General features: G+C 64.2%; 16 protein-coding genes. 7 read left to right on the forward strand and 9 right to left on the reverse strand.

Going from position 1 to position 18,164, the window contains the following annotated elements; all coding sequences use genetic code 11:
* The first annotated feature begins 105 nt into the window (after positions 1 to 105).
* Entirely contained in the window at positions 106 to 399 is a 294-nt protein-coding gene (locus tag P6U24_RS13985) for a hypothetical protein (protein ID WP_407159671.1), read from the forward strand.
* A gap of 548 nt (positions 400 to 947) precedes the next feature.
* On the opposite strand, the gene P6U24_RS13990 is transcribed toward P6U24_RS13985, so the two are convergent.
* Both P6U24_RS13990 and P6U24_RS13995 read right to left on the reverse strand, forming a co-directional pair.
* Positions 948 to 1,781: an alpha/beta hydrolase gene (locus tag P6U24_RS13990; RefSeq protein ID WP_407159672.1), complete on the reverse strand. Its 834-nt coding sequence runs from the start codon at positions 1,779 to 1,781 to the stop codon at positions 948 to 950.
* Between the two features lie 189 nt (positions 1,782 to 1,970).
* A complete protein-coding gene (locus P6U24_RS13995) occupies positions 1,971 to 2,750 on the reverse strand; it encodes an SDR family NAD(P)-dependent oxidoreductase (RefSeq protein WP_407159673.1) in 780 nt (259 codons plus the stop codon).
* A gap of 182 nt (positions 2,751 to 2,932) precedes the next feature.
* On the opposite strand from P6U24_RS13995, the gene P6U24_RS14000 reads away from it, so the two are divergent.
* The 3 genes from P6U24_RS14000 to P6U24_RS14010 are packed head-to-tail and all read left to right on the forward strand — an operon-like array spanning position 2,933 to position 5,116.
* On the forward strand, positions 2,933 to 3,730 hold the full coding sequence (locus P6U24_RS14000) for an enoyl-CoA hydratase/isomerase (protein ID WP_407159674.1): 798 nt from the start codon (positions 2,933 to 2,935) through the stop codon (positions 3,728 to 3,730).
* Positions 3,731 to 3,740: 10 nt separating this feature from the next.
* Positions 3,741 to 4,727: a phosphotransferase family protein gene (locus P6U24_RS14005; RefSeq protein ID WP_407159675.1), complete on the forward strand. Its 987-nt coding sequence runs from the start codon at positions 3,741 to 3,743 to the stop codon at positions 4,725 to 4,727.
* Between the two features lie 2 nt (positions 4,728 to 4,729).
* Positions 4,730 to 5,116 carry a DUF6285 domain-containing protein gene (locus P6U24_RS14010; RefSeq protein ID WP_407159676.1) on the forward strand — a complete coding sequence of 129 codons (387 nt, stop codon included), beginning with the start codon at positions 4,730 to 4,732 and terminating at the stop codon, positions 5,114 to 5,116.
* A gap of 106 nt (positions 5,117 to 5,222) precedes the next feature.
* Here the strand turns inward: P6U24_RS14010 and P6U24_RS14015 are convergent, their stop codons facing one another.
* The gene (locus P6U24_RS14015; RefSeq protein WP_407159677.1) at positions 5,223 to 6,002 is read right to left on the reverse strand and encodes an enoyl-CoA hydratase-related protein; all 780 of its coding nucleotides are present in this window, start codon (positions 6,000 to 6,002) and stop codon (positions 5,223 to 5,225) included.
* A 150-nt stretch (positions 6,003 to 6,152) separates the two neighbouring features.
* Here P6U24_RS14015 and P6U24_RS14020 point away from each other — a divergent pair, with 150 nt between their 5' ends.
* A complete protein-coding gene (locus tag P6U24_RS14020; protein ID WP_407159678.1) occupies positions 6,153 to 7,430 on the forward strand; it encodes an acyl-CoA dehydrogenase family protein in 1,278 nt (425 codons plus the stop codon).
* 88 nt (positions 7,431 to 7,518) lie between these two features.
* Here P6U24_RS14020 and P6U24_RS14025 read toward each other — a convergent pair whose 3' ends face one another.
* The 5 genes from P6U24_RS14025 to P6U24_RS14045 form a co-directional block, all read right to left on the reverse strand.
* Positions 7,519 to 9,108, reverse strand: a complete 1,590-nt coding sequence (locus tag P6U24_RS14025; protein ID WP_407159679.1) for an esterase-like activity of phytase family protein — start codon at positions 9,106 to 9,108, stop codon at positions 7,519 to 7,521.
* A 192-nt stretch (positions 9,109 to 9,300) separates the two neighbouring features.
* Entirely contained in the window at positions 9,301 to 11,181 is a 1,881-nt protein-coding gene (locus tag P6U24_RS14030; protein ID WP_407159680.1) for a putative bifunctional diguanylate cyclase/phosphodiesterase, read from the reverse strand.
* Complete coding sequence (locus tag P6U24_RS14035) at positions 11,127 to 11,375, reverse strand: hypothetical protein (protein ID WP_407159681.1); 249 nt, start codon at positions 11,373 to 11,375, stop codon at positions 11,127 to 11,129. The genes P6U24_RS14030 and P6U24_RS14035 overlap by 55 nt, the downstream gene beginning before the upstream one ends.
* A gap of 236 nt (positions 11,376 to 11,611) precedes the next feature.
* Positions 11,612 to 13,192, reverse strand: coding sequence for a fatty acid--CoA ligase (locus P6U24_RS14040; protein WP_407159682.1), 1,581 nt, complete (start codon positions 13,190 to 13,192; stop codon positions 11,612 to 11,614).
* A 96-nt stretch (positions 13,193 to 13,288) separates the two neighbouring features.
* Positions 13,289 to 14,164 (reverse strand): SDR family oxidoreductase, encoded by an 876-nt coding sequence (locus tag P6U24_RS14045; protein ID WP_407159683.1) that lies wholly within the window; start codon positions 14,162 to 14,164, stop codon positions 13,289 to 13,291.
* Between the two features lie 102 nt (positions 14,165 to 14,266).
* Between P6U24_RS14045 and P6U24_RS14050 the strand changes: the two genes are divergently transcribed.
* Positions 14,267 to 15,079, forward strand: a complete 813-nt coding sequence (locus P6U24_RS14050; RefSeq protein WP_407159684.1) for a crotonase/enoyl-CoA hydratase family protein — start codon at positions 14,267 to 14,269, stop codon at positions 15,077 to 15,079.
* Between the two features lie 31 nt (positions 15,080 to 15,110).
* On the opposite strand, the gene P6U24_RS14055 is transcribed toward P6U24_RS14050, so the two are convergent.
* The gene (locus tag P6U24_RS14055) at positions 15,111 to 15,401 is read right to left on the reverse strand and encodes a hypothetical protein (protein ID WP_407159685.1); all 291 of its coding nucleotides are present in this window, start codon (positions 15,399 to 15,401) and stop codon (positions 15,111 to 15,113) included.
* On the opposite strand from P6U24_RS14055, the gene ppc reads away from it, so the two are divergent.
* Positions 15,391 to 18,159: a phosphoenolpyruvate carboxylase gene (gene ppc, locus P6U24_RS14060; protein WP_407159686.1), complete on the forward strand. Its 2,769-nt coding sequence runs from the start codon at positions 15,391 to 15,393 to the stop codon at positions 18,157 to 18,159. The genes P6U24_RS14055 and ppc overlap by 11 nt on opposite strands.
* The last annotated feature ends 5 nt before the right edge of the window (positions 18,160 to 18,164 follow it).

The raw sequence follows: 18,164 nt of genomic DNA on the forward strand, positions 1-18,164 counted from the left end.
CGCGGTCGCGCAGAGGCCACTTGCGACAGATAGTTCGAACCGCATCGGAACGCCTCGCATCTGGCAGCGTTTCGCTCGCAGGGCAGCACATCGGGAGGTAGTGCCATGAGAGCGATTTTGAGCCTGGTTGCGGCAGGACTTCTGGTCTCCGCAACTGCAGTATCCGCACAGAACGTGCAGCCGAACTCGGCGCCGCCCAGCGCGCAGAATTCGGGCGCTGGCATCCAGGGCGCGCCGGGCAACAAGAACGGACCGCCTGCCAAATCGGGAACGGTTGGCTCCAGCAGCAGCAGCACGATGGATCGGCAGAATCCGAACGTCAGCGCGCAGGACCCGGCCAATGTGAAGGGCCTGCCCGGCAACAAGAGCGGCCCGGCGGTGAAGAAGCCGCAGCAATAGCTCGACGGGTGTGCCCGCAAATCGATGCGGGCCGTCATGCGTAAATTGCCCGTCGTGCCAGTTTGTCGCAGGCTCGCGCGCTTGTGTCGTCGGGCAAATCATAACGATGATCTCGGCCATCCCGCCTCGATGAAGAGGGGCGTTTCGGCCGATCGTCACGAAGCGCGAGGCGGGCAGCGGTGGACGTGGACGGCGCGCGAGACGATCGTGCCGGATACGGACGGTGAAGTCGTGGGGTCCTGGCATCCCGGTGCTGATGCCGAGCGCAATGTGCGAAACGTGCATTGTCGCGATACGGGGGCAAGAACGCCGGTCCCCGGGGAGACCACGTATAAGTCGTAAAACCATCGCGCGGGGAATGCCGGGATGTCTCGGCTGACCCTGTGGTAACCGCCGCGTGCATTCTTTTTCGCACGCGGGCCATGGGCGAGGCCAGCGCCTGGCATTCCCCGTGCCCTCTCATTCATGATGAGATGGCAAACAGCTTCAGCAACTCGGGCAGATCATGCCGCGAGAACGCGGCCGCTCATCCGGACTTGCGAGGCGCCTCACGGCTGCGGTGCGGCATCGTTGGAGACAATCAGATTCTTGGTGTCGACCGGTGCCGGCGCCAGCTCGCTCTCCTGCTCGCCGCCGAGGAACGCATCCAGCGTCGCCTGGATCCGTTCCTTGGCGGTATCAGGACCACGATCGCTCATCCAGGTGTGCATGAACTTGGTCTTGATGATGTTGATGCCGTTGCTCAGCTTTGCCGGCAGCACGCCGGGATCGGTCTTGAACTGGGGATCATCCGACCGGAACGACAGGATCTTCATCTTGTCGCGGATCACGAAGGGGACCCGCAGATTGTCGAGCGTGACGACCTGCCTCACCATGTCGGGATGCTCCTTGGCGAAATACATCGCAGTGTCCCCGCCATTGGAGTGACCCACCATGGTCAGGTGCTCGTAGTCGGCATTGGGATGTCGCTTCTTGAGCTCATCCAGCGTGAACAGGATGTTGGCCTCGCCCTTCTTGTAGACGGGAAGGCGGCCGACATAGGGCTCGCCGACCTTGGTCACCAGGGGCGGGTCGGTCGGCAGGTCCTGCTGGACGCTGGCAACGAGATAGCCGCGCGCGGCAAACACGTTGGCAAGGAACGAGTACTCCGTGTTCCTGACGGTGTTGCCGTTGCTGATGACTGCGACCGGCAGCCGCCAGAAGCCGGCATTGGCCTTCATCTCATAGTCCTTGCGCACGGCGACATCGACCGTCACCGGTCGCTGGCGCACCGCATCGAACAGGGCAAGGCTTTCGTGCTGAATGCCCCACTTGCTGATCGCAACGTACCCGCCGACTGCCAGCGCGGACACGCAGGCCAGTACCGTTATTCCCCGCCTCATGGCCGCCATCCCAATCAAATTTTCTTGCCATGTAGAAGAGAAAACGCACAAATCACAGAGCGGTGGCGGCCGAGCCGGATTAAATTTCCGAAATTTTTTGCATGGAGACTGGAACCATTGCGGCTGTTGCGGACCGCGCCAAAGGCAGCGGCGCCGCAGAGCCGCCGCGTAGAGCGCATCATCGCCGCCTCAGAAAGCGGTGTAGCCGCCGTCGATGACGAAGCAGTCGGCAGTGTGATAGGACGAGGCCTTGCTCATCAGGTACACCGCGATGCCACCGAAATCGGAGGGCTCGCCGAAGCGGCGGACCGGAATGCGCGGCATGACGTTGGCGACGAACTTGTCGTTGGCCATGATGCCCGCGGTCATCTCGCTCTTGATCCAGCCGGGCAGGATCGCATTGGCAGTGACGCCGTAGCGGGCGAGCTCGACCGCCAGCGCCCGGCACAGTGCGTTGATCGCGGCCTTGGTCGCAGCGTAGTGCTCGTTGCGCGCGGTGCCGAAGATCGATGCAAGGCTCGAGGTTGCCACCAGCCGGCCGAACGCATCGCCGCTCGCGGCGCGCTCGGTCATGTGCCTGGCCGCGGCCTGGAAGGCGTGGAAGACGCCGTCGAGATTGGTCGCGAACATCGCGCGCCACTCGTCTTCGCTGCGCTCGATGAAGGACTTTCGGCCACCGCCGCCGATGCCGGCATTGGCGAAGCAGCCGTCGACGCGGCCGAAGGTGTCGAGCGTGGCCTTCATCGCCGCGTTGACGGAGGCGGGATCGGTGACGTCGCAGATGCGGGTGTCGACCTTGCCCGGACCGCCTGCCATCGATGCCGCCGCGGCCTTGTTCTTCTCGGCATTGCGGCCCCAGATCGAGACGTTGCAGCCAGCAGACGCAAGTGCCTGGGCGATGCCGAGGCCTATACCGCCATTGCCGCCGGTGACGATGGCAACGCGGCCGGTAAGATCGAAGAGAGACATGAGCGTTTCCGTTTATGGGCGCGCATCAGCTGCGCGCTTATGGCAGGTCGGTCCTGGTCGGCGAGCATGGACAAGCTGGCCGCAAAAATCAAATATGCGCACGAACCAATCAAGCGCTGCCCGGCACCGAATTTCCGCAAGGGAGAATGCAGCGCCGGCGCGAGAGCCGTAAAGAGGAAACCATGCAGTTCAAGCACGTCACGCTCGATTTCGAAGGCCCGGTGGCCGTTCTCAAGCTCGACCATCAGGAGGTCATGAACGCGGTCTCGATGGACATGCTGGGCGGTCTCGCCGAGGCGCTGGATGAAATCGAGGACAGGAAGGCAGATGTGCGTTGCCTCGTCATCACCGGCGCCGGGCGCGCGTTCTGCACCGGCGCCAATCTGCAGGGCCGCGGCAATCAGCAGGCCAAGCCCGGCCGGAGCAATACCGGCGCGGCGCTGGAGACCGCCTTCCATCCCTTCCTGCGGCGCTTGCGCAATCTGCACTGCCCGATCGTCACCGCGGTCAATGGCCCGGCCGCCGGCGCCGGCATGAGCTTCGCGCTGATGGGCGACATGATCCTGTGCGCGAAGTCGTCCTACTTCCTGCAGGCGTTCCGCCGCATCGGCCTAGTGCCCGATTGCGGCTCGACCTGGCTGCTGCCCCGGTTGGTCGGACGGGCCCGCGCCATCGAGCTGTCGTTGATGGGCGAGAAGCTGCCGGCCGAGAAGGCGCTCGAATGGGGGCTCGTCAATCGCGTCCATGAGGATGGCGTGCTGATGGAGGAAGCGATGAAGCTCGCGGCCGAGCTTGCCAATGGCCCGACCGTGGCGCTGGCGTTGATCCGCCGGCTTTATTGGGACAGCCCCGAGAACTCGTTCGAGCAGCAGCTCAACCTCGAATTCCAATCGCAGCGCGTGGCAGGCAATACTGCCGACTTCAAGGAGGGCGTCACCGCGTTCCTGGAGAAGCGTCCTGCCAAGTTCAGGGGGCAATGATCGCGAGCGAATGATAGACGAGCGGCTGTCGCGTTGTGTCGCCGCCTTCGCGCCAGGGGCGACCGGGGTGGAAGGGGTGGCTAAGCTCTCCGGCGGCGCCAGCCAGGAGACCTGGCGCTTCGATGTCTTGCTTCCCGATGGCGCTTTCGGCGCGATCCTGCGCCGCGCGCCAGCGGGCTATGGCGCCGCGCCCGGCCGAGCAGCGGGCCTCGGCAACGAGGCCGCGATGATGCAGCTTGCTCATGAGGCCGGCCTGCCGTCGCCGCGCGTGCTCCATGTCCTGAGGGTGGAGGACGATCTCGGCACCGGCTTCATCATGCAGCGGATCGAGGGCGAGACGATTGCACGCAAGATCCTGCGCGATGCCGAATTCGCCGAGGCGCGGCCGCGGCTCGCGCGTCAGCTCGGCGGCATCGCGGCCGGCATTCACGGCATCGCGCGGTCGCGCCTGCCGGAGTTGCGCTTGATGACGTCGAGTAGCGAGATTGCCGAGCTTGGCCGCGAGTATCGCAGCTTCGGCTGGCCGCGACCGGTGTTCGAGCTGGCGCTGCGCTGGCTTGCCGATCATGATCCGGGGCCGCCGGAAGCCGTGACGCTGGTGCACGGCGATTTCCGCCACGGCAATCTCGTCATCGGCCGCGACGGCGTGCGCGCGGTCCTGGACTGGGAGCTCGCCCATCTCGGCGACCCCATGGAGGACCTTGGCTGGATCTGCGTCAATTCCTGGCGCTTCGGCGAGATCGATAAGCCGGTCGGCGGCTTTGGCTCTCGCGAGGAGCTGTTCGCCGGCTACGAGGCCGCGGGGCGTAAGGTTGATCCGGCGCGGGTAATGTTCTGGGAGGTGATGGGCACGCTGCGCTGGGGCGTCATGTGCTGCGGCATGATGCAGCGTTTCCGCCAAAGCCCCGATGATTCGATGGAGCGGGCCGTGATCGGCCGCCGCGCCTCGGAGACCGAAATCGATCTGCTGCGCTTACTGGCGCCACGAGGGACCTAGTCATGCAGGACGAGCCGACACCGATCGAGCTGACCAAGGCAGTTGCGAATTTCCTGCGCAGCGACATCGCGCCTTTGATCTCCGGCCATCAGGCTTTCAAGCTGCGCGTCGGCATCAATGCGCTGGATCTTGTGATCAGACAATTGACGCTCGCCGAGGCGAGCGACGCCGCGGAAGCCGCGCGGCTGGCAGGGCTGCTCGGCAGCAATGGTTCGTTGTTCGACATGAATCGCGAACTCGCGGAGAAGATCGCGAGCGGTGCTGTCGATCTCGCAACGCCAGGACTCAAGGAGCATCTCTGGCAGACCACCCTCGACAAGCTCGCCGTCGACCAGCCGAACTACGCGTCGTACAGGCGCGAAGTGGGGAGGGGGGATGCTGATGCCTAACTCTCCGACGTCATTGCGAGCGAAGCGAAGCAATCCAGGCCTCCTCCGCGGAACCGGTCTGGATTGCTTCGTCGCTGACGCTCCACGCAATGACGACAACGGAAACTTACCGCCCCAGCCATTTCGGCGGGCGCTTCTCGGCGAATGCCTTCGGCCCCTCGATGTAGTCCTGCGAGGCTGCCATCGCCCGCACCGCCGGGTAGTCGCGCTGCTCGGTGATGGCCTGTTCGAGCGACACCGCCATGCCCAGCCGGATCGCCTGCTTGGAGGCACGGATCGACATCGGCGAGTTCTTGGCAATCGTCTCGGCCCAGCGCTCCGCTGCCGCGAGCGCCTCGCCCTGCGGCACCACCTCGTTGACGAAGCCGAGTTCGAAACCCTCCTTGGCGCTGACGTGCCGCGCGGTCAGGATCATGCCCATTGCGCGCTTCATGCCGATCTGGCGCGGCAGCCGCTGCAGGCCGCCGGCAAGCGCTGCGAGGCCGACGCGCGGCTCGGGCAGCGCGAAGGTGGCGTTCTCGGACGCGATGATGAGGTCGCAGGCCAGCGCGATCTCGAAGCCGCCGCCCATCGCGACGCCGTTGACGGCGGCTATGATCGGCTTGTCGCAGTCGAAGCGCGACGTGAGCCCCGCAAAGCCGCCCTTGTCCCAACCGCGTTTGCCGCCGGCAGCCTGCCATTTCAGATCGTTGCCGGCGCAGAACGCCTTGTCGCCCTCGCCGGTGACGATCGCGACCCATTGCGCGGGGTCCGCGGCGAAATCGTCGAACACCCTGTTGAGCTCGAAATGCGCCTCGATGTGCAGGGCGTTATAGACCTCAGGTCGCGCCAAGGTGACGATCGTGACCGGCCCCTTGCGGGTGACTTTCGAGAATTTCAGCTCCATCAGCGCTCCCTCCGGGATTTCTGTTTGTGTTCGTCGATGACCTTAGCGCGGGCATCGGGCCCGTGGTCATCCAAATACGCAAGCGGGCCGAGCGCCACAAGCGCAGCACCGCTGCCTCAATAACGACAATAGACATCCGGGAGAGACGCCGTGGATTTTTCGCTGCCCAAGGAGCTTACAGCCTATCTCGACGAGCTCGACCGCTTCATCGAAACCGAGATCAGGCCGCTGGAGCAAGCGGACGACAACATCCGCTTCTTTGATCATCGCCGCGAATGGGCGCGCACCGATTTCGACAATGGCGGCTTGCCGCGGCATGAATGGGAGGCGCTGCTGCGAAGAGCGAAGGACCGCGCCGACGCCGCGGGACACCTGCGCTTTGCGATCCCGAAGCGTTACGGCGGCAAGGACGGCTCCAATCTTTGGATGGCCGTCATTCGCGAGCATTTCGCATCCAAGGGGCTTGGCCTTCATAACGACCTGCAAAATGAGCATTCGATCGTCGGCAACTTTCCGATCGTGACCATGCTCGACCGCTACGGGACCGACGAGCAGAAGGCGATGATCGACGGCGCGATCACCGGTAAGTATCGCATCACCTTTGGCCTGACTGAGCCGCATCACGGTTCTGACGCCACGCACATGGAGACCAAAGCGGTTCCAACCACGCGCGAGAACGTCAGGGGCTGGCTGATCAACGGCGAGAAGATGTGGACGACCGGCATGCACGTCGCCACGCACTGTGCGCTGTTCGCCCGCACGGACGGCAATGATGGCGACGCACGCGGCATCACCTGCTTCCTGGTGCCGGCGAAGGCCGATGGGGTGAAGGTCGAGGAATATATGTGGACCTTCAACATGCCGACCGACCATCCGCGCGTCAGCTTCACTGACGTGTTCGTACCGGAGGACGCGCTGTTCGGCGAGGTCGGACGCGGGCTGTCGCTGGCGCAATGCTTCGTGCACGAAAACCGCATTCGCCAGGCGGCGAGCTCGCTTGGCGCCGCGGTCTATTGCATCAACGAGAGTGTAAACTACGCGCGCGAGCGAAAGCCGTTCGGCAAGGCGCTGGCCGAGAACCAGGCGATCCAGTGGCCGCTGGTGGAGCTCGCGACGCAGGCCGAGATGCTGCGGCTGCTGATCCGCAAGACCGCGTGGGAAATGGATCAGCTCACCCAAGCGCAGGTCGAGCACACGCTGTCGGACAAGGTGTCGATGTGTAACTACTGGGCCAACCGGCTGTGCTGCGAAGCGGCCGATCGCGCCATCCAGGTGCATGGAGGCATGGGCTATTCGCGCCACAAGCCGTTCGAGCACATCTACCGCCATCATCGCCGCTACCGCATCACCGAGGGCAGCGAGGAGATCCAGATGCGGAAGGTGGCGGGCTTTCTGTTCGGCTACATGGGAGCGAACAAGCGCGCGTGAGAGCTGATCGGATTTGAGCGATTGGCCTATCAACAAGAAACGCCGGCCCTTGAGGGCCGGCGGTCGGATTTTTCGGCTTTCGATCCGATCAGCGGCGATCGTCGAAATCGAACCCGGCGAAATGCTCGAACGGATTGGTCTTCGGACGCACATAGGTAGGGAGGGTCACGCGATACACCAGCACTAATGTGTCGACATTGGCGCCCGAAGCATCGGCGTAGGCCTGGCCAACCATATGGCCGTCCTGGGTGATGAAATCGTTGTCGCTGCCCACGAACAGGAAATAGTCGTGCGGCGCCCTGGGATCGCCGACAGGCACGACCGCCATGCTCTCCCACTTCTCATAGAGGTCATTGCTGTCGCTCGGTGCGCCATTGTGCAAGCCGAAGCGGTTCAGCTGCGCATTGTCGTTGATGTCGAGGAATTTCTGGTACGTCGCGGGCTTGATCGTGCTGACAAGCACGCCCTTCGGTGCGACCGGGGTGCTGGGGCTGTCATACGCCGTGCCGGCGATATTGGTCGCCCCGGAAATGTCGAGCAGGTCGACGCTGCGATAGACGGAGCCGGCACTCTTCGCCGTGAAGCCGGCGCTGCTGTCGCGAGCGAGCACCAGGAATTGGTGATCGTTGAGCGCAAGCAGCTCGCTCTGGGCGGCGGTCAGCAGCGTTGTCGTCGTGGTGGTCTGGTCCTGGTAATGCGGCAGCTGCACGACATATTCGCCGACCAGCTTGGGCTGGCGGTGACGCAGATCATAGGCGAGCAAGCGCGTGTTGTTGCGGGTCAGCTTGATGGTCTTCGAACTGGTCGCATCGAGGTCCTGGATCAGCGCGCTCTGCAGCAGGATGAACAGGGTCTTGCGGTCCGGGCTCATCGCCAGGCCCTCGAAACCCTGGTTGTTCTGCCGCCCGGAGACCGGATTGCCCTTGTCATAGGTCACGCCGATCGGCGGACTGTTGGCAGAGAAGTCTTCGACCAGGTTGCCGTTGGTGTCACGGCGCATCGGGATGAACGCTTCCGGCGGCCGGATCACGTGCAACAGCGCGCCGTGGTGATCGTAGTGATAGACGTAAGGGCCATATTCGTCGCTGACCCAGTAGGTGCCGTCGCCGACATGCACCACGGCTTCATTGTCGAGGCTGATGCTCTTGTTCGAGGCGATCGGCAGATCGGGGAAGATGAGGTCCGTTCGCTGCACGCCGGCAGGGTCGAGGCCGGTTGTCTGCTGACCGCCCCAGCGATGAAACAGGGTCGAGCCTTTGTAGGCCATCTGCAGCTGGTTCTGGCTCTTGGTCGTGCCGGAATAGAGCGGACTGAGCGTGATCTCGAAGCGATGCAGCCGGCCGCGGAAGTCGACGGTCCCCTGGGTGTTCCAGCCGCGATCAGGCAGCATGTACAGCGTGCCGCCATAGCTGCCGTCGCGGTTCTTGTGCCAGCTGTCGAGATCCATCGCCATGCCCGAACCGAAGCCGCCGAGCGTGTCGCCGAACTGATCGACCGCGTTGGAGGGGATGCGGGCGACGCCGACCAGGCCCTTGTTGACGAATGTCTGTCCCTGGAAGGCAACAGAGGAATCGGCCGAGGCGGCGCCGGTCATCAGCAGCAGGGCGGTCGTGCCGGCTGCGAGATACCCCCAAGCGCGATGGCGCGGGCCCCTCAGAGAAGGGAGTTGTGGGATCATTGATGTCTGTCCAATTCGTAGGTCGGAGGCAAAGCAGGAAATGTCTTCGCGTCAGGAAAACGGAGGCGATGATCGCCGCGCGACAGATAAATCCGACTTTCATGGCACTGCGATGACATTTCGCGTGCTCGGACGCGCGATCAACAGTGCAGGAGTCTGCTGGCGAGGTGTTTTATGAGCTGCGCCTTTGTCTCAGGCCACGACGCGCTCGGCGGCCACCGGCGCTCCGGTCGATTGCGGCTTGCTGCTGGATGGCCGCTCGATGCCGTCACGGGTGAACAGTTCGTCATGCGGGCGCGGCCGGCCCAGCAGATAGCCCTGCGCCTCGTCGCAGCCTTCGCTCAGCAGGATCTCGAGCTGGCTCTGGGTCTCGACGCCTTCGGCAAGGATGGTGACGCCGAGGCTCTTGCCCAGCGTGAGCACCGCGCGCACGATGGCCAGGGCTTGCGGGCTGGTCTCGACCTCCGTCATGAACAGGCGATCGAGCTTGATCTTGTCGAACGGGAACGCGCGCAGCGTCTCGAACGACGAATAGCCGGTGCCGAAATCGTCAAGCGAGACGGCGATTCCGAGCGCCCGGATCTGGCGCAGCGTGTGCAGCGCGCCAGCCTTGTCGTCGATGATGGCGCTCTCGGTGATCTCGAGCTCCAGCCGGGCCGGCGGCAGCCCGGTCTCGAGCAGGATCTGATGGATGACGCGCGGCAGATCAGGGTGCTCGAACTGAACCGGCGACAGGTTCACCGCGATCCGGTAGGGCGTGCGCCAGACCGCGGCGCGGCGGCAGGCTTCGCGCAGCACCCATTCGCCGATCTCGATGATGGCGCCGGTCTCCTCGGCGAGCTTGATGAACTCCAGCGGCGGCACCAGGCCATGCCGCGGATGTCGCCAGCGCAGCAGCACCTCGTAGCCGCAAACGGTCGACTGGGGGATCGAGACCTGGACCTGGAAGTGCAGCTCGAGCTGGTTGAGCGCGACGGCGTGGCTGAGCTCGCGCGCCAGGATCTGGCGCTCGCGCACCGCATCGCCGAGCTTGCTTTCATAGAAGCAGACTGTCTTGGACGGATCGGCTTTGGCGCGATACATCGCGAAATCGGCGTTGCCGACCAGGGCCTCCTGCGTGGCGCCATCCTCGGGAAACACCGCCACGCCGATACTGGCGCCGACGTCGGCGGTGAAGTCGCCGATCTGCAGCGGCTCGGACAGGGTCTCTGCGAGCCGTTCGAGGAATGCGAGCAATTCCGTCCGCGTGGTCACGCGCTTGACGGCGGCAAAGCCGTCCCCGCCGACCCGCGCGGCGAGCTCGCCGGTTCCAAGGCAGCGCTCGAGCCGGCTTGCGATGAGCTTCAGCGCCTGGTCGCCCGCCTGGTGACCCCTGAGATCGTTGATCTCCTTGAACCGGTTGAGGTCGAGCATGAGGACCGCAAGGCGGCTTGCGCTCTTTCTCGCTTTGGCGAGCTCGGCCTCGAGATGGGCGATGAAGCGCCGGCCGTTGGGCAGCCCGGTCAGCGGATCGGTCAGCGCCATGTGCTCCAGCTTCAGCGTGGTCTCGCTGCGCGATCGCTGGTCGATCATGTGGCTCGCAGCGCCGATGCCGACAATGAAGAGAGAGACGCCGGCGATCGCCACCGCCATGCCCTGGAGCACCGCATCATCGGTGACGCCGACGGTCAGCGGAATCACGGAGACCGCCGCCATTCCCGTGAAGTGCAGGGCCACGATAGCCAGCACGAGGGCGCTGGCCGCGGTGTACTGCGCCCTGGCGCTGTCGATCCGGGCGCTCAGCTGCAGCGTAACGATCCCGAGCACGATCGGGTGGATGATGGACAGCGCGACATAGGCCGCTTCCCAATGGACGATGCCGCTGATGTGATAGGCGGCCATGCCGACATAGTGCATTGCCGCAATCGTGACTCCGACCATGGTGCCGGCCAGCACCGAGGCGAACCGATGCTTGCTGCCGGCCGCGAGGGCAAATGCGGCGCCGAAGCCGCCGATCGCAATCATCAGCGAGGCGATCGTCAGCATCGGGTCGAACGTAACCGGAGCGCCGGGATCGTAGGCGAGAACGGCCACAAATGGGTGCACCAGACCGAGCAGGCGGCGACGGAGGCCGTGTGCAGCAGCCAGCCGGCGCGTTGCAGGCCATCGGTGCGGCGCGCACGTTCGAGCAGCCCGATCGTGACGAGGCTGCCGACGATGCAGACGATCGCCGAGAGCCGAACGAGCCAAAGATTGTGCTCGTTGACGAGGCAAGAGATGACGCGCATGACAATCCGCAATGACCGCAGCCTAGCAAGTACCGCGCTTATCCGAAGATTGCGTTAGCGCCGCCGTGCTATCCCCAAGGCGTGAGTGCCGCCATCGGCTGCACAATTACGAACACGCGGCGTTGAGGCGGTTAGCGTGCTTATGAATCTGCGTAAAAAATACGGAGTGGCGGCGCGTAACCCCGCCGCGGCGGACAGGCTGCGGGCCGACGGCCTCAAACAGGATTGGCGGTCGCTCAGTTCACCTGCCGGTCCTTGCCGCTCCAATAGGGGGCGCGCAGGCTCCGTCGCAGGATCTTGCCAGAGGGATTGCGCGGCAGCGCGTCGATGAAATCGATGCTCTTGGGTGTCTTGTAGCCGGCAATGCGAGCGCGCAGGAAGTTGATGATGTCGGTCTCCGTAGCAGTCCTGCCAAGCTTGAGCACCACGACCGCCTTGACCGCCTCGCCCCATTTGTCGTCGGGAATGCCGATCACCGCCGCTTCCGCGATGTCGGGATGGTCGCACAGTGCGCTTTCGACTTCGGCGGGGTAGATGTTCTCGCCGCCGGAGATGATCATGTCCTTGATGCGGTCGTGGATGTAGACGTAGCCATCCTCGTCCAAGTAGCCGGCATCACCAGTGCGCAGCCAGCCATCCCGGTCGAGCGTGCGTGCGGTCGCGTCCGGCAGATTCCAGTAGCCGACCATATTGGAGCCGGAGCGGGTGGCGATCTCGCCGACCGTGCGCGGCGGCAGGCGATTGCCGTCGGGATCGAGGATCGCAACCTCGACGCCAGGCAGCGGCTTGCCGGCCGAGCGCATCCGTTCCAGCCCCTCGACATGGTCTTCCGGCGGCAATGCGACGATGGTGCCGGTGGTTTCGGTCATGCCGTACATCTGCACGAAGCCGCACTTGAAGACGTCGATGCATTCTTTCAGCAGCGCGGCTGGAATGGGCGAGGCGCCATAGAGCATGTATTTCAGGCGGGAGAAGTCGACCTGCCGCGCCCGCGGCAGGCGGACGACGAACTGCATCGCGGCCGGCACCATGAACAGCTTGGTGATGCCGGATTGTTCGAAGTAATCGAGGATTCGAGTCGGATCGAACTCCCGCGCGATCACGCCCTTGGCGCCGTGATAGAGGCCGAGCAGGCCCCAGCCGGAGCCGCCGATATGGAAGATCGGCATCGCGATCAGCGAGACGTCATCGGTGGTCCATTTGTTCCAGTCCGGCCGTTCCTCGGCATTGCCGCTATTGACCAGATTGAGGAAGTTGGCGTGCGACAGCATGGCGCCCTTCGGCTTGCCCGTGGTGCCGGAGGTATAGAGCTGCAGCGCGACATCCTGCGGGCCGATTTCGATATGAGGAGCATCGGTGCTTTGGGCATCGCGCCAAGCAGTGAAATCCTGCCATTCGCCCGTGCCGCCCTCGGTCGTAATGATATGGCGCACGCTCGGCAGTTGCGCGCGGATGCTGCGGACCAAGCCGATGAACTCGGGGCCCACGAACAGGGCAGGGGCCTTGCAATCCTCGACGATGAAGGCGACCTCGGGTCCTGCGAGCCGCCAGTTGACGGGCGCCATCACGATCTTGGCCTTCATCGCGCCGACCAGCAGCTCGAAATAGATGTCGCTGTTCTTGCCGAGATAGGCGATCCGCTCGCCGGGCGCGATGCCGAGCGCTTGCAACGCATTGGCCACCTGATCGGTCTTGCGATCGAAATCGGCAAAGCGCGTGACGCGACCTTCGAACTCGAACGCGATGTCGTCGCCCCGCACGCGTGCCTGGTTGCGCACGACGTAGACAAGCGTCGTCGCTGCCGTCGAGACGGACATGTTTCCCCTCCGCTGCTGACTTGTCTGTCGTCGTTATTCTTGTTGGCGATGCCCCGAGCGAGATCGAGACACGCGTCGTTCGATATCGCGGAGGCGTCAGCTGCCGCGTGCGGCGCGGTCCTTATCGTTCTGCGCCTTGATGGACTCCCTGGCTTTGGCCCAGTCCTCGTCCTTCCAGTCGCGCAACTGATAGAAATTGCCGCCCATGGCCAGCGCCTGTGCACCGTCCATCGCGATGGTCTCGCCATTGATCCAGTCGCAGCCGCCGGAGATCAGGAATACCGCGAGGTTCTGCAGCTCCTCCATGGTGCCGGTCCGGCCCATCGGGTTCATCGCCTTAGTGCGCGCGCCCGCTTCATCGCCGGGCTTGATGCGCTTGCTCATGCCTTCAGTGGGAATCTCGCCTGGTGCGATCGTGTTGAGACGGATGCCGTGGCGGCCCCATTCGGTGGCAAGCGACATCGTCATGGCGTGGATCGCGGCCTTGCTCATCGCCGACGGCACCACGTAAGGCGAGCCGTTGCGCACCCAGGTCACCGTGATCGAGACGACGTTGCCGGGCTGTTTCGCGGCGATCCAGCGCCGGCCGACCGCGTGGGTGACGTAGAAGGTGCCATGCATGACGATGTTGGCGACCGCGTCGAAGCCGCGCGGACTCAACTCCTCGGTGCGAGAAATGAAGTTGCCGGCCGCGTTGTTGATCAGGTCAGTGAGTCCGGCATCCGTGAAGATCGTCTCGATCATGTCGTCGACGGCCTGCGCATTCCTGATGTCGACACCATGGCTGGTGACGCGGCCGCCGTAGAGATCCATCAGCTCCGTTGCGGTCTCGTCGCAGACGATTTTCCGCCTTCCGCAAATATGCACTTCTGCGCCGAGCTGCAGGAAGCGTGCAGCCATCGCTTTTCCGAGGCCGGTGCCGCCGCCGGTCACCAGAATACGCCGCCCAATCAGAAGATCATTTTTGAACATGGGAGTATCCGCCTGAAAAAGATTCTCAGTTAATTGGTCGATTGACTAGATCGCTGTGCCGGCCTTCTGTAAAGCCGGAAAGAGACAAGGGAGAAGCGTTCCATGGATAATCGCGTCGCGATCGAGGTGACAAGCGGCGTTGCCGACGTCCGTCTGGTCAGGGCCGATAAGATGAACGCGCTCGACATGGCGATGTTCGAGGCGCTGGTTGCGGCGACAGAGCGGCTGTCGCGCGAGAAACGCTTGCGGGCGGTGGTGCTGTCCGGAGAGGGGCGGGCATTCTGCGCCGGCCTCGATATGGGCCGCTTCGCGGCGATGAAGGAGAGTGGCGGCAATGGCATTCCCGGCGGTGAGAAGCGTGACCTCACCGTTCGCACCCACGGTCAGGCCAATTTCGCCCAGCAGGCGGTGTGGGGATGGCGGCAGTTGCCTGTGCCTGTGATTGCTGCGGTGCATGGTGTCGCCTATGGCGGCGGCTTCCAGCTCGCGCTCGGCGCCGACATGCGCTACGTCGCGCCGGATACCAAAATGTCGATCATGGAAATCAAATGGGGCCTGGTGCCGGACATGGCCGGCACGCCGATTCTTGCGACCCTGATGCGGGACGATCTCTTGCGCGAGCTCACCTATACGGGACGCGTGTTCTCCGCCGAGGAAGGCCAGTCGTATGGCCTCGTCACCCGCATCTGCGACGACCCGCGCGCGGCAGCACTGGAGACCGCGCGCGAGATCGCCGGCAAGAGCCCCGATGCGATCCGCGCCGCCAAGCGCATGCTCAACAATCTGTCCGTCGATCCCGGGCCTGCGCTGCTCGCCGAGTCGGTCGAGCAGCAGAAGCTGATCGGCAGCCCGAACCAGCTCGAAGCCGTGCGCGCCAACATCGAGAAGCGCGCACCGAGGTTTGTGGATGGATAGTCGATCTCGATCCTCATTCCGGGAGCGGCCGTTAGGCCGCGTCTCGAAGAATGGCCCTCGCAGTTTGGGCCTCGAGGTTCGAGACGCGCGCAAGCGCGCTCCTCACCATGAGGTCTTCGACGGGCAAAGATGGGAAGAACATCGTCGTGCTCAGCGTGCCGACGTGCGTGCGCCGGGACGACACCGAGGTGGAGCAAGCATCGCCTGCATCTTCATCTTGCACTGCGGCAAAAAACTTGCAGACTGTTACGCCGCCGGGCAGCTTCTGGAGACCAGCGATGTCGCCGCAGCCCATGCTTTCGGATGCAGAAATGAAATCCAACCGCGCCCAAGAACGCGTTCAAGAGGCGCAAGCGACTGAGGAGGACGCCCGGCTGCGCGATGATATCCGGCTGCTCGGCCGCATCCTTGGCGACACCGTGCGCGACCAGGAGGGGGCTGATGTTTTCGAGCTGGTCGAGCGCATCCGCCAGACCTCGGTCCGCTTTCACCGCGACGAGGACAGGCAGGCGCGCCAGGAGCTGGAGTCCATCCTCAATAGTATGTCGATCGCGGACACCGTCCGCATCGTCCGCGCCTTCAGTTATTTCTCGCATCTCGCCAATATCGCCGAGGATCACAACAACATCCGCCAGATGCGCAGCCGCGCCAGCGCCAAAGGCGGCGGCGGCATGCTCGCCGAGACGCTGGCGCATGCGACGGCCGCCGGCCTGAAACCGGCCGACTTGCGCAAGTTTTTCGCGAGCGCGCTGGTCAGCCCGGTCTTGACCGCGCATCCGACCGAGGTCCGGCGCAAGAGCACGATGGACCGCGAGATGGAGATCGCCGCGCTATTGGACAGGCGCGAGCGCATGCAAATGACGCCCGACGAGCGCGAGGCCAGCGATGAGGCGCTGCGCCGTGCCGTCCTGACCCTGTGGCAGACCAATCTGCTGCGCCGGACCAAGCTGACCGTGCTCGACGAGGTCACCAACGGGCTAGCCTTCTACGATTACACCTTCCTGCGCGAGGTGCCACGGTTGCTCTGCGCGCTGGAGGATCATCTCGACAACGGCGGGGAGAGCGCCGGCGAGCTGGCCTCGTTCCTGCGGATGGGAAGCTGGATCGGCGGCGACCGCGACGGCAATCCGTTCGTCACTGCCGAGGTGATGCGCGGGACGTTGAAGCTGCAGTCCAGCCTGGTGCTGCACTACTATCTGGAAGAGCTGCATGTGCTGGGCGGCGAACTCTCGATCGCCGCACATCTCGCCGATATTTCCGACGATCTGCGCGGGCTTGCCGAACGCTCGCCCGATACCTCGCCGCACCGGAGAGGGGAGCCGTATCGGCTTGCCGTGTCAGGTATTTATGCCAGACTGACCGCGACAGCGAAAAAGCTCGGTGTCCAGATCAGCCGGCCGCCTGTGGGCGAGGGGGCGGCCTACACCAGCGTGAGGGAATTCCAGGGTGATCTCGACATCCTGCACCGCTCGCTGATATCGAACAATGCGCGCGTGATCGCACGCGGACGGCTGCGGCTGCTGCGCCGCGCGGTCGACTGCTTCGGCTTCCACTTGGCGCGGCTCGACATCCGTCAGAATTCCGCCGTTCACGAGCGCACCGTGGCGGAGCTGCTGGATACCGCGATGCCCGGCATGTCCTATCTCGCGCTCGGCGAGGACGCGCGCGTTGGCCTTTTGCTCAGCGAGCTGCGCAATGCGCGGCCGCTGGTCTCGCAATTCGTCAAATACAGCGACGAGACGGTCGGCGAGCTTGACGTCTTCCGTGCGGCAGCCGAGGCCCACGCCAAGTTCGGCGCCGACGTGATCCCCCAATGCATCATCTCGATGTGCAAGGGCATGTCCGACATGCTCGAGGTGGCGCTGTTGCTCAAGGAGGTCGGGCTGATCGATCCTTCGGGGCGCAGCGCGGTCAACATCGTGCCGCTGTTCGAGACCATCGAGGACCTGCAGGCTTCCAGCGCCATCATGGACCGCATGCTGGCGCTGCACGACTATCGCCGCTTGGTCGATAGCCGCGGCGCGGTCCAGGAGGTGATGCTCGGCTATTCCGACAGCAACAAGGACGGTGGCTTCGTCACTTCGGGCTGGGAGCTCTACAAGGCCGAGATCGGCCTCGTCGAGATCTTCGAACGCCACGGCGTGCGCTTGCGGCTGTTCCATGGCCGCGGCGGCTCGGTCGGTCGCGGCGGCGGCCCGAGCTATGATGCGATCATTGCCCAGCCCGGCGGCGCGGTGAACGGCCAGATCAGGATCACCGAGCAGGGCGAGATCATCTCCAGCAAATATTCCAACGCCGAGGTCGGCCGCAACAATCTGGAGATCCTGGCGGCGGCGACGTTGGAGGCGAGCCTGCTGCATCCGCGGCAGCCGGCGCCGAAGCGCGAGTATCTCACCGCGATGGACCGGCTCTCCGAGCTCGCCTTCAAGGCCTATCGCGGCCTGGTCTATGAGACCGACGGGTTCGTCGACTATTTCTGGGCCTCGACCGTCATCAACGAGATCGCGACGCTGAACATCGGCAGCCGTCCCGCCTCGCGCAAGAAGACCCGCGCCATCGAGGACCTCCGCGCGATTCCCTGGGTGTTCTCCTGGGCGCAATGCCGGCTGATGTTGCCGGGCTGGTACGGCTTCGGCAGCGCCGTGGAGACCTGGATCGCGGAAAATCCCGATCGCGGCATGGCGTTCCTGAAAGAGCTCTATCGCGAGTGGCCGTTCTTCCGCATGCTGCTGTCGAACATGGACATGGTGCTGGCCAAGAGCTCGATCGCGATCGCCTCACGCTATGCCGAGCTGGTGCCGGACGAGGAGCTGCGAAGGACGATCTTCGGCCGTATCCGCCACGAATGGGAGCTCGTGGTCAGGACGCTGCACGAGATCATGGGACAGGAGCGGCTGCTACAAGGCAACCCGCTGCTGGAGCGCTCGGTTCGCCACCGCTTCCCCTATCTCGATCCGCTCAATCATGTGCAGGTCGAGCTTCTGAGGGCGCATCGCGCGCATAGTCCGGATGAGCAGGTGCTGCGCGGTATCCAGCTCACCATCAACGGCATTTCGGCGGGCTTGCGGAATACAGGATAGGCGAA

The sequence above is a fragment of the Bradyrhizobium sp. STM 3557 genome (assembly GCF_045571465.1).
GTDB lineage: Bacteria > Pseudomonadota > Alphaproteobacteria > Rhizobiales > Xanthobacteraceae > Bradyrhizobium.

Coding starts and splice junctions, on each gene's coding strand:
- P6U24_RS13985 (WP_407159671.1), top strand. CDS start 106: ATGAGAGCGATTTTGAGCCTGGTTGCGGCAGGACTTCTGGTCTCCGCA.
- P6U24_RS13990 (WP_407159672.1), bottom strand. CDS start 1,781: ATGAGGCGGGGAATAACGGTACTGGCCTGCGTGTCCGCGCTGGCAGTC.
- P6U24_RS13995 (WP_407159673.1), bottom strand. CDS start 2,750: ATGTCTCTCTTCGATCTTACCGGCCGCGTTGCCATCGTCACCGGCGGC.
- P6U24_RS14000 (WP_407159674.1), top strand. CDS start 2,933: ATGCAGTTCAAGCACGTCACGCTCGATTTCGAAGGCCCGGTGGCCGTT.
- P6U24_RS14005 (WP_407159675.1), top strand. CDS start 3,741: ATGATAGACGAGCGGCTGTCGCGTTGTGTCGCCGCCTTCGCGCCAGGG.
- P6U24_RS14010 (WP_407159676.1), top strand. CDS start 4,730: ATGCAGGACGAGCCGACACCGATCGAGCTGACCAAGGCAGTTGCGAAT.
- P6U24_RS14015 (WP_407159677.1), bottom strand. CDS start 6,002: ATGGAGCTGAAATTCTCGAAAGTCACCCGCAAGGGGCCGGTCACGATC.
- P6U24_RS14025 (WP_407159679.1), bottom strand. CDS start 9,108: ATGATCCCACAACTCCCTTCTCTGAGGGGCCCGCGCCATCGCGCTTGG.
- P6U24_RS14035 (WP_407159681.1), bottom strand. CDS start 11,375: ATGCGCGTCATCTCTTGCCTCGTCAACGAGCACAATCTTTGGCTCGTT.
- P6U24_RS14040 (WP_407159682.1), bottom strand. CDS start 13,192: ATGTCCGTCTCGACGGCAGCGACGACGCTTGTCTACGTCGTGCGCAAC.
- P6U24_RS14045 (WP_407159683.1), bottom strand. CDS start 14,164: ATGTTCAAAAATGATCTTCTGATTGGGCGGCGTATTCTGGTGACCGGC.
- P6U24_RS14050 (WP_407159684.1), top strand. CDS start 14,267: ATGGATAATCGCGTCGCGATCGAGGTGACAAGCGGCGTTGCCGACGTC.
- ppc (WP_407159686.1), top strand. CDS start 15,391: ATGAAATCCAACCGCGCCCAAGAACGCGTTCAAGAGGCGCAAGCGACT.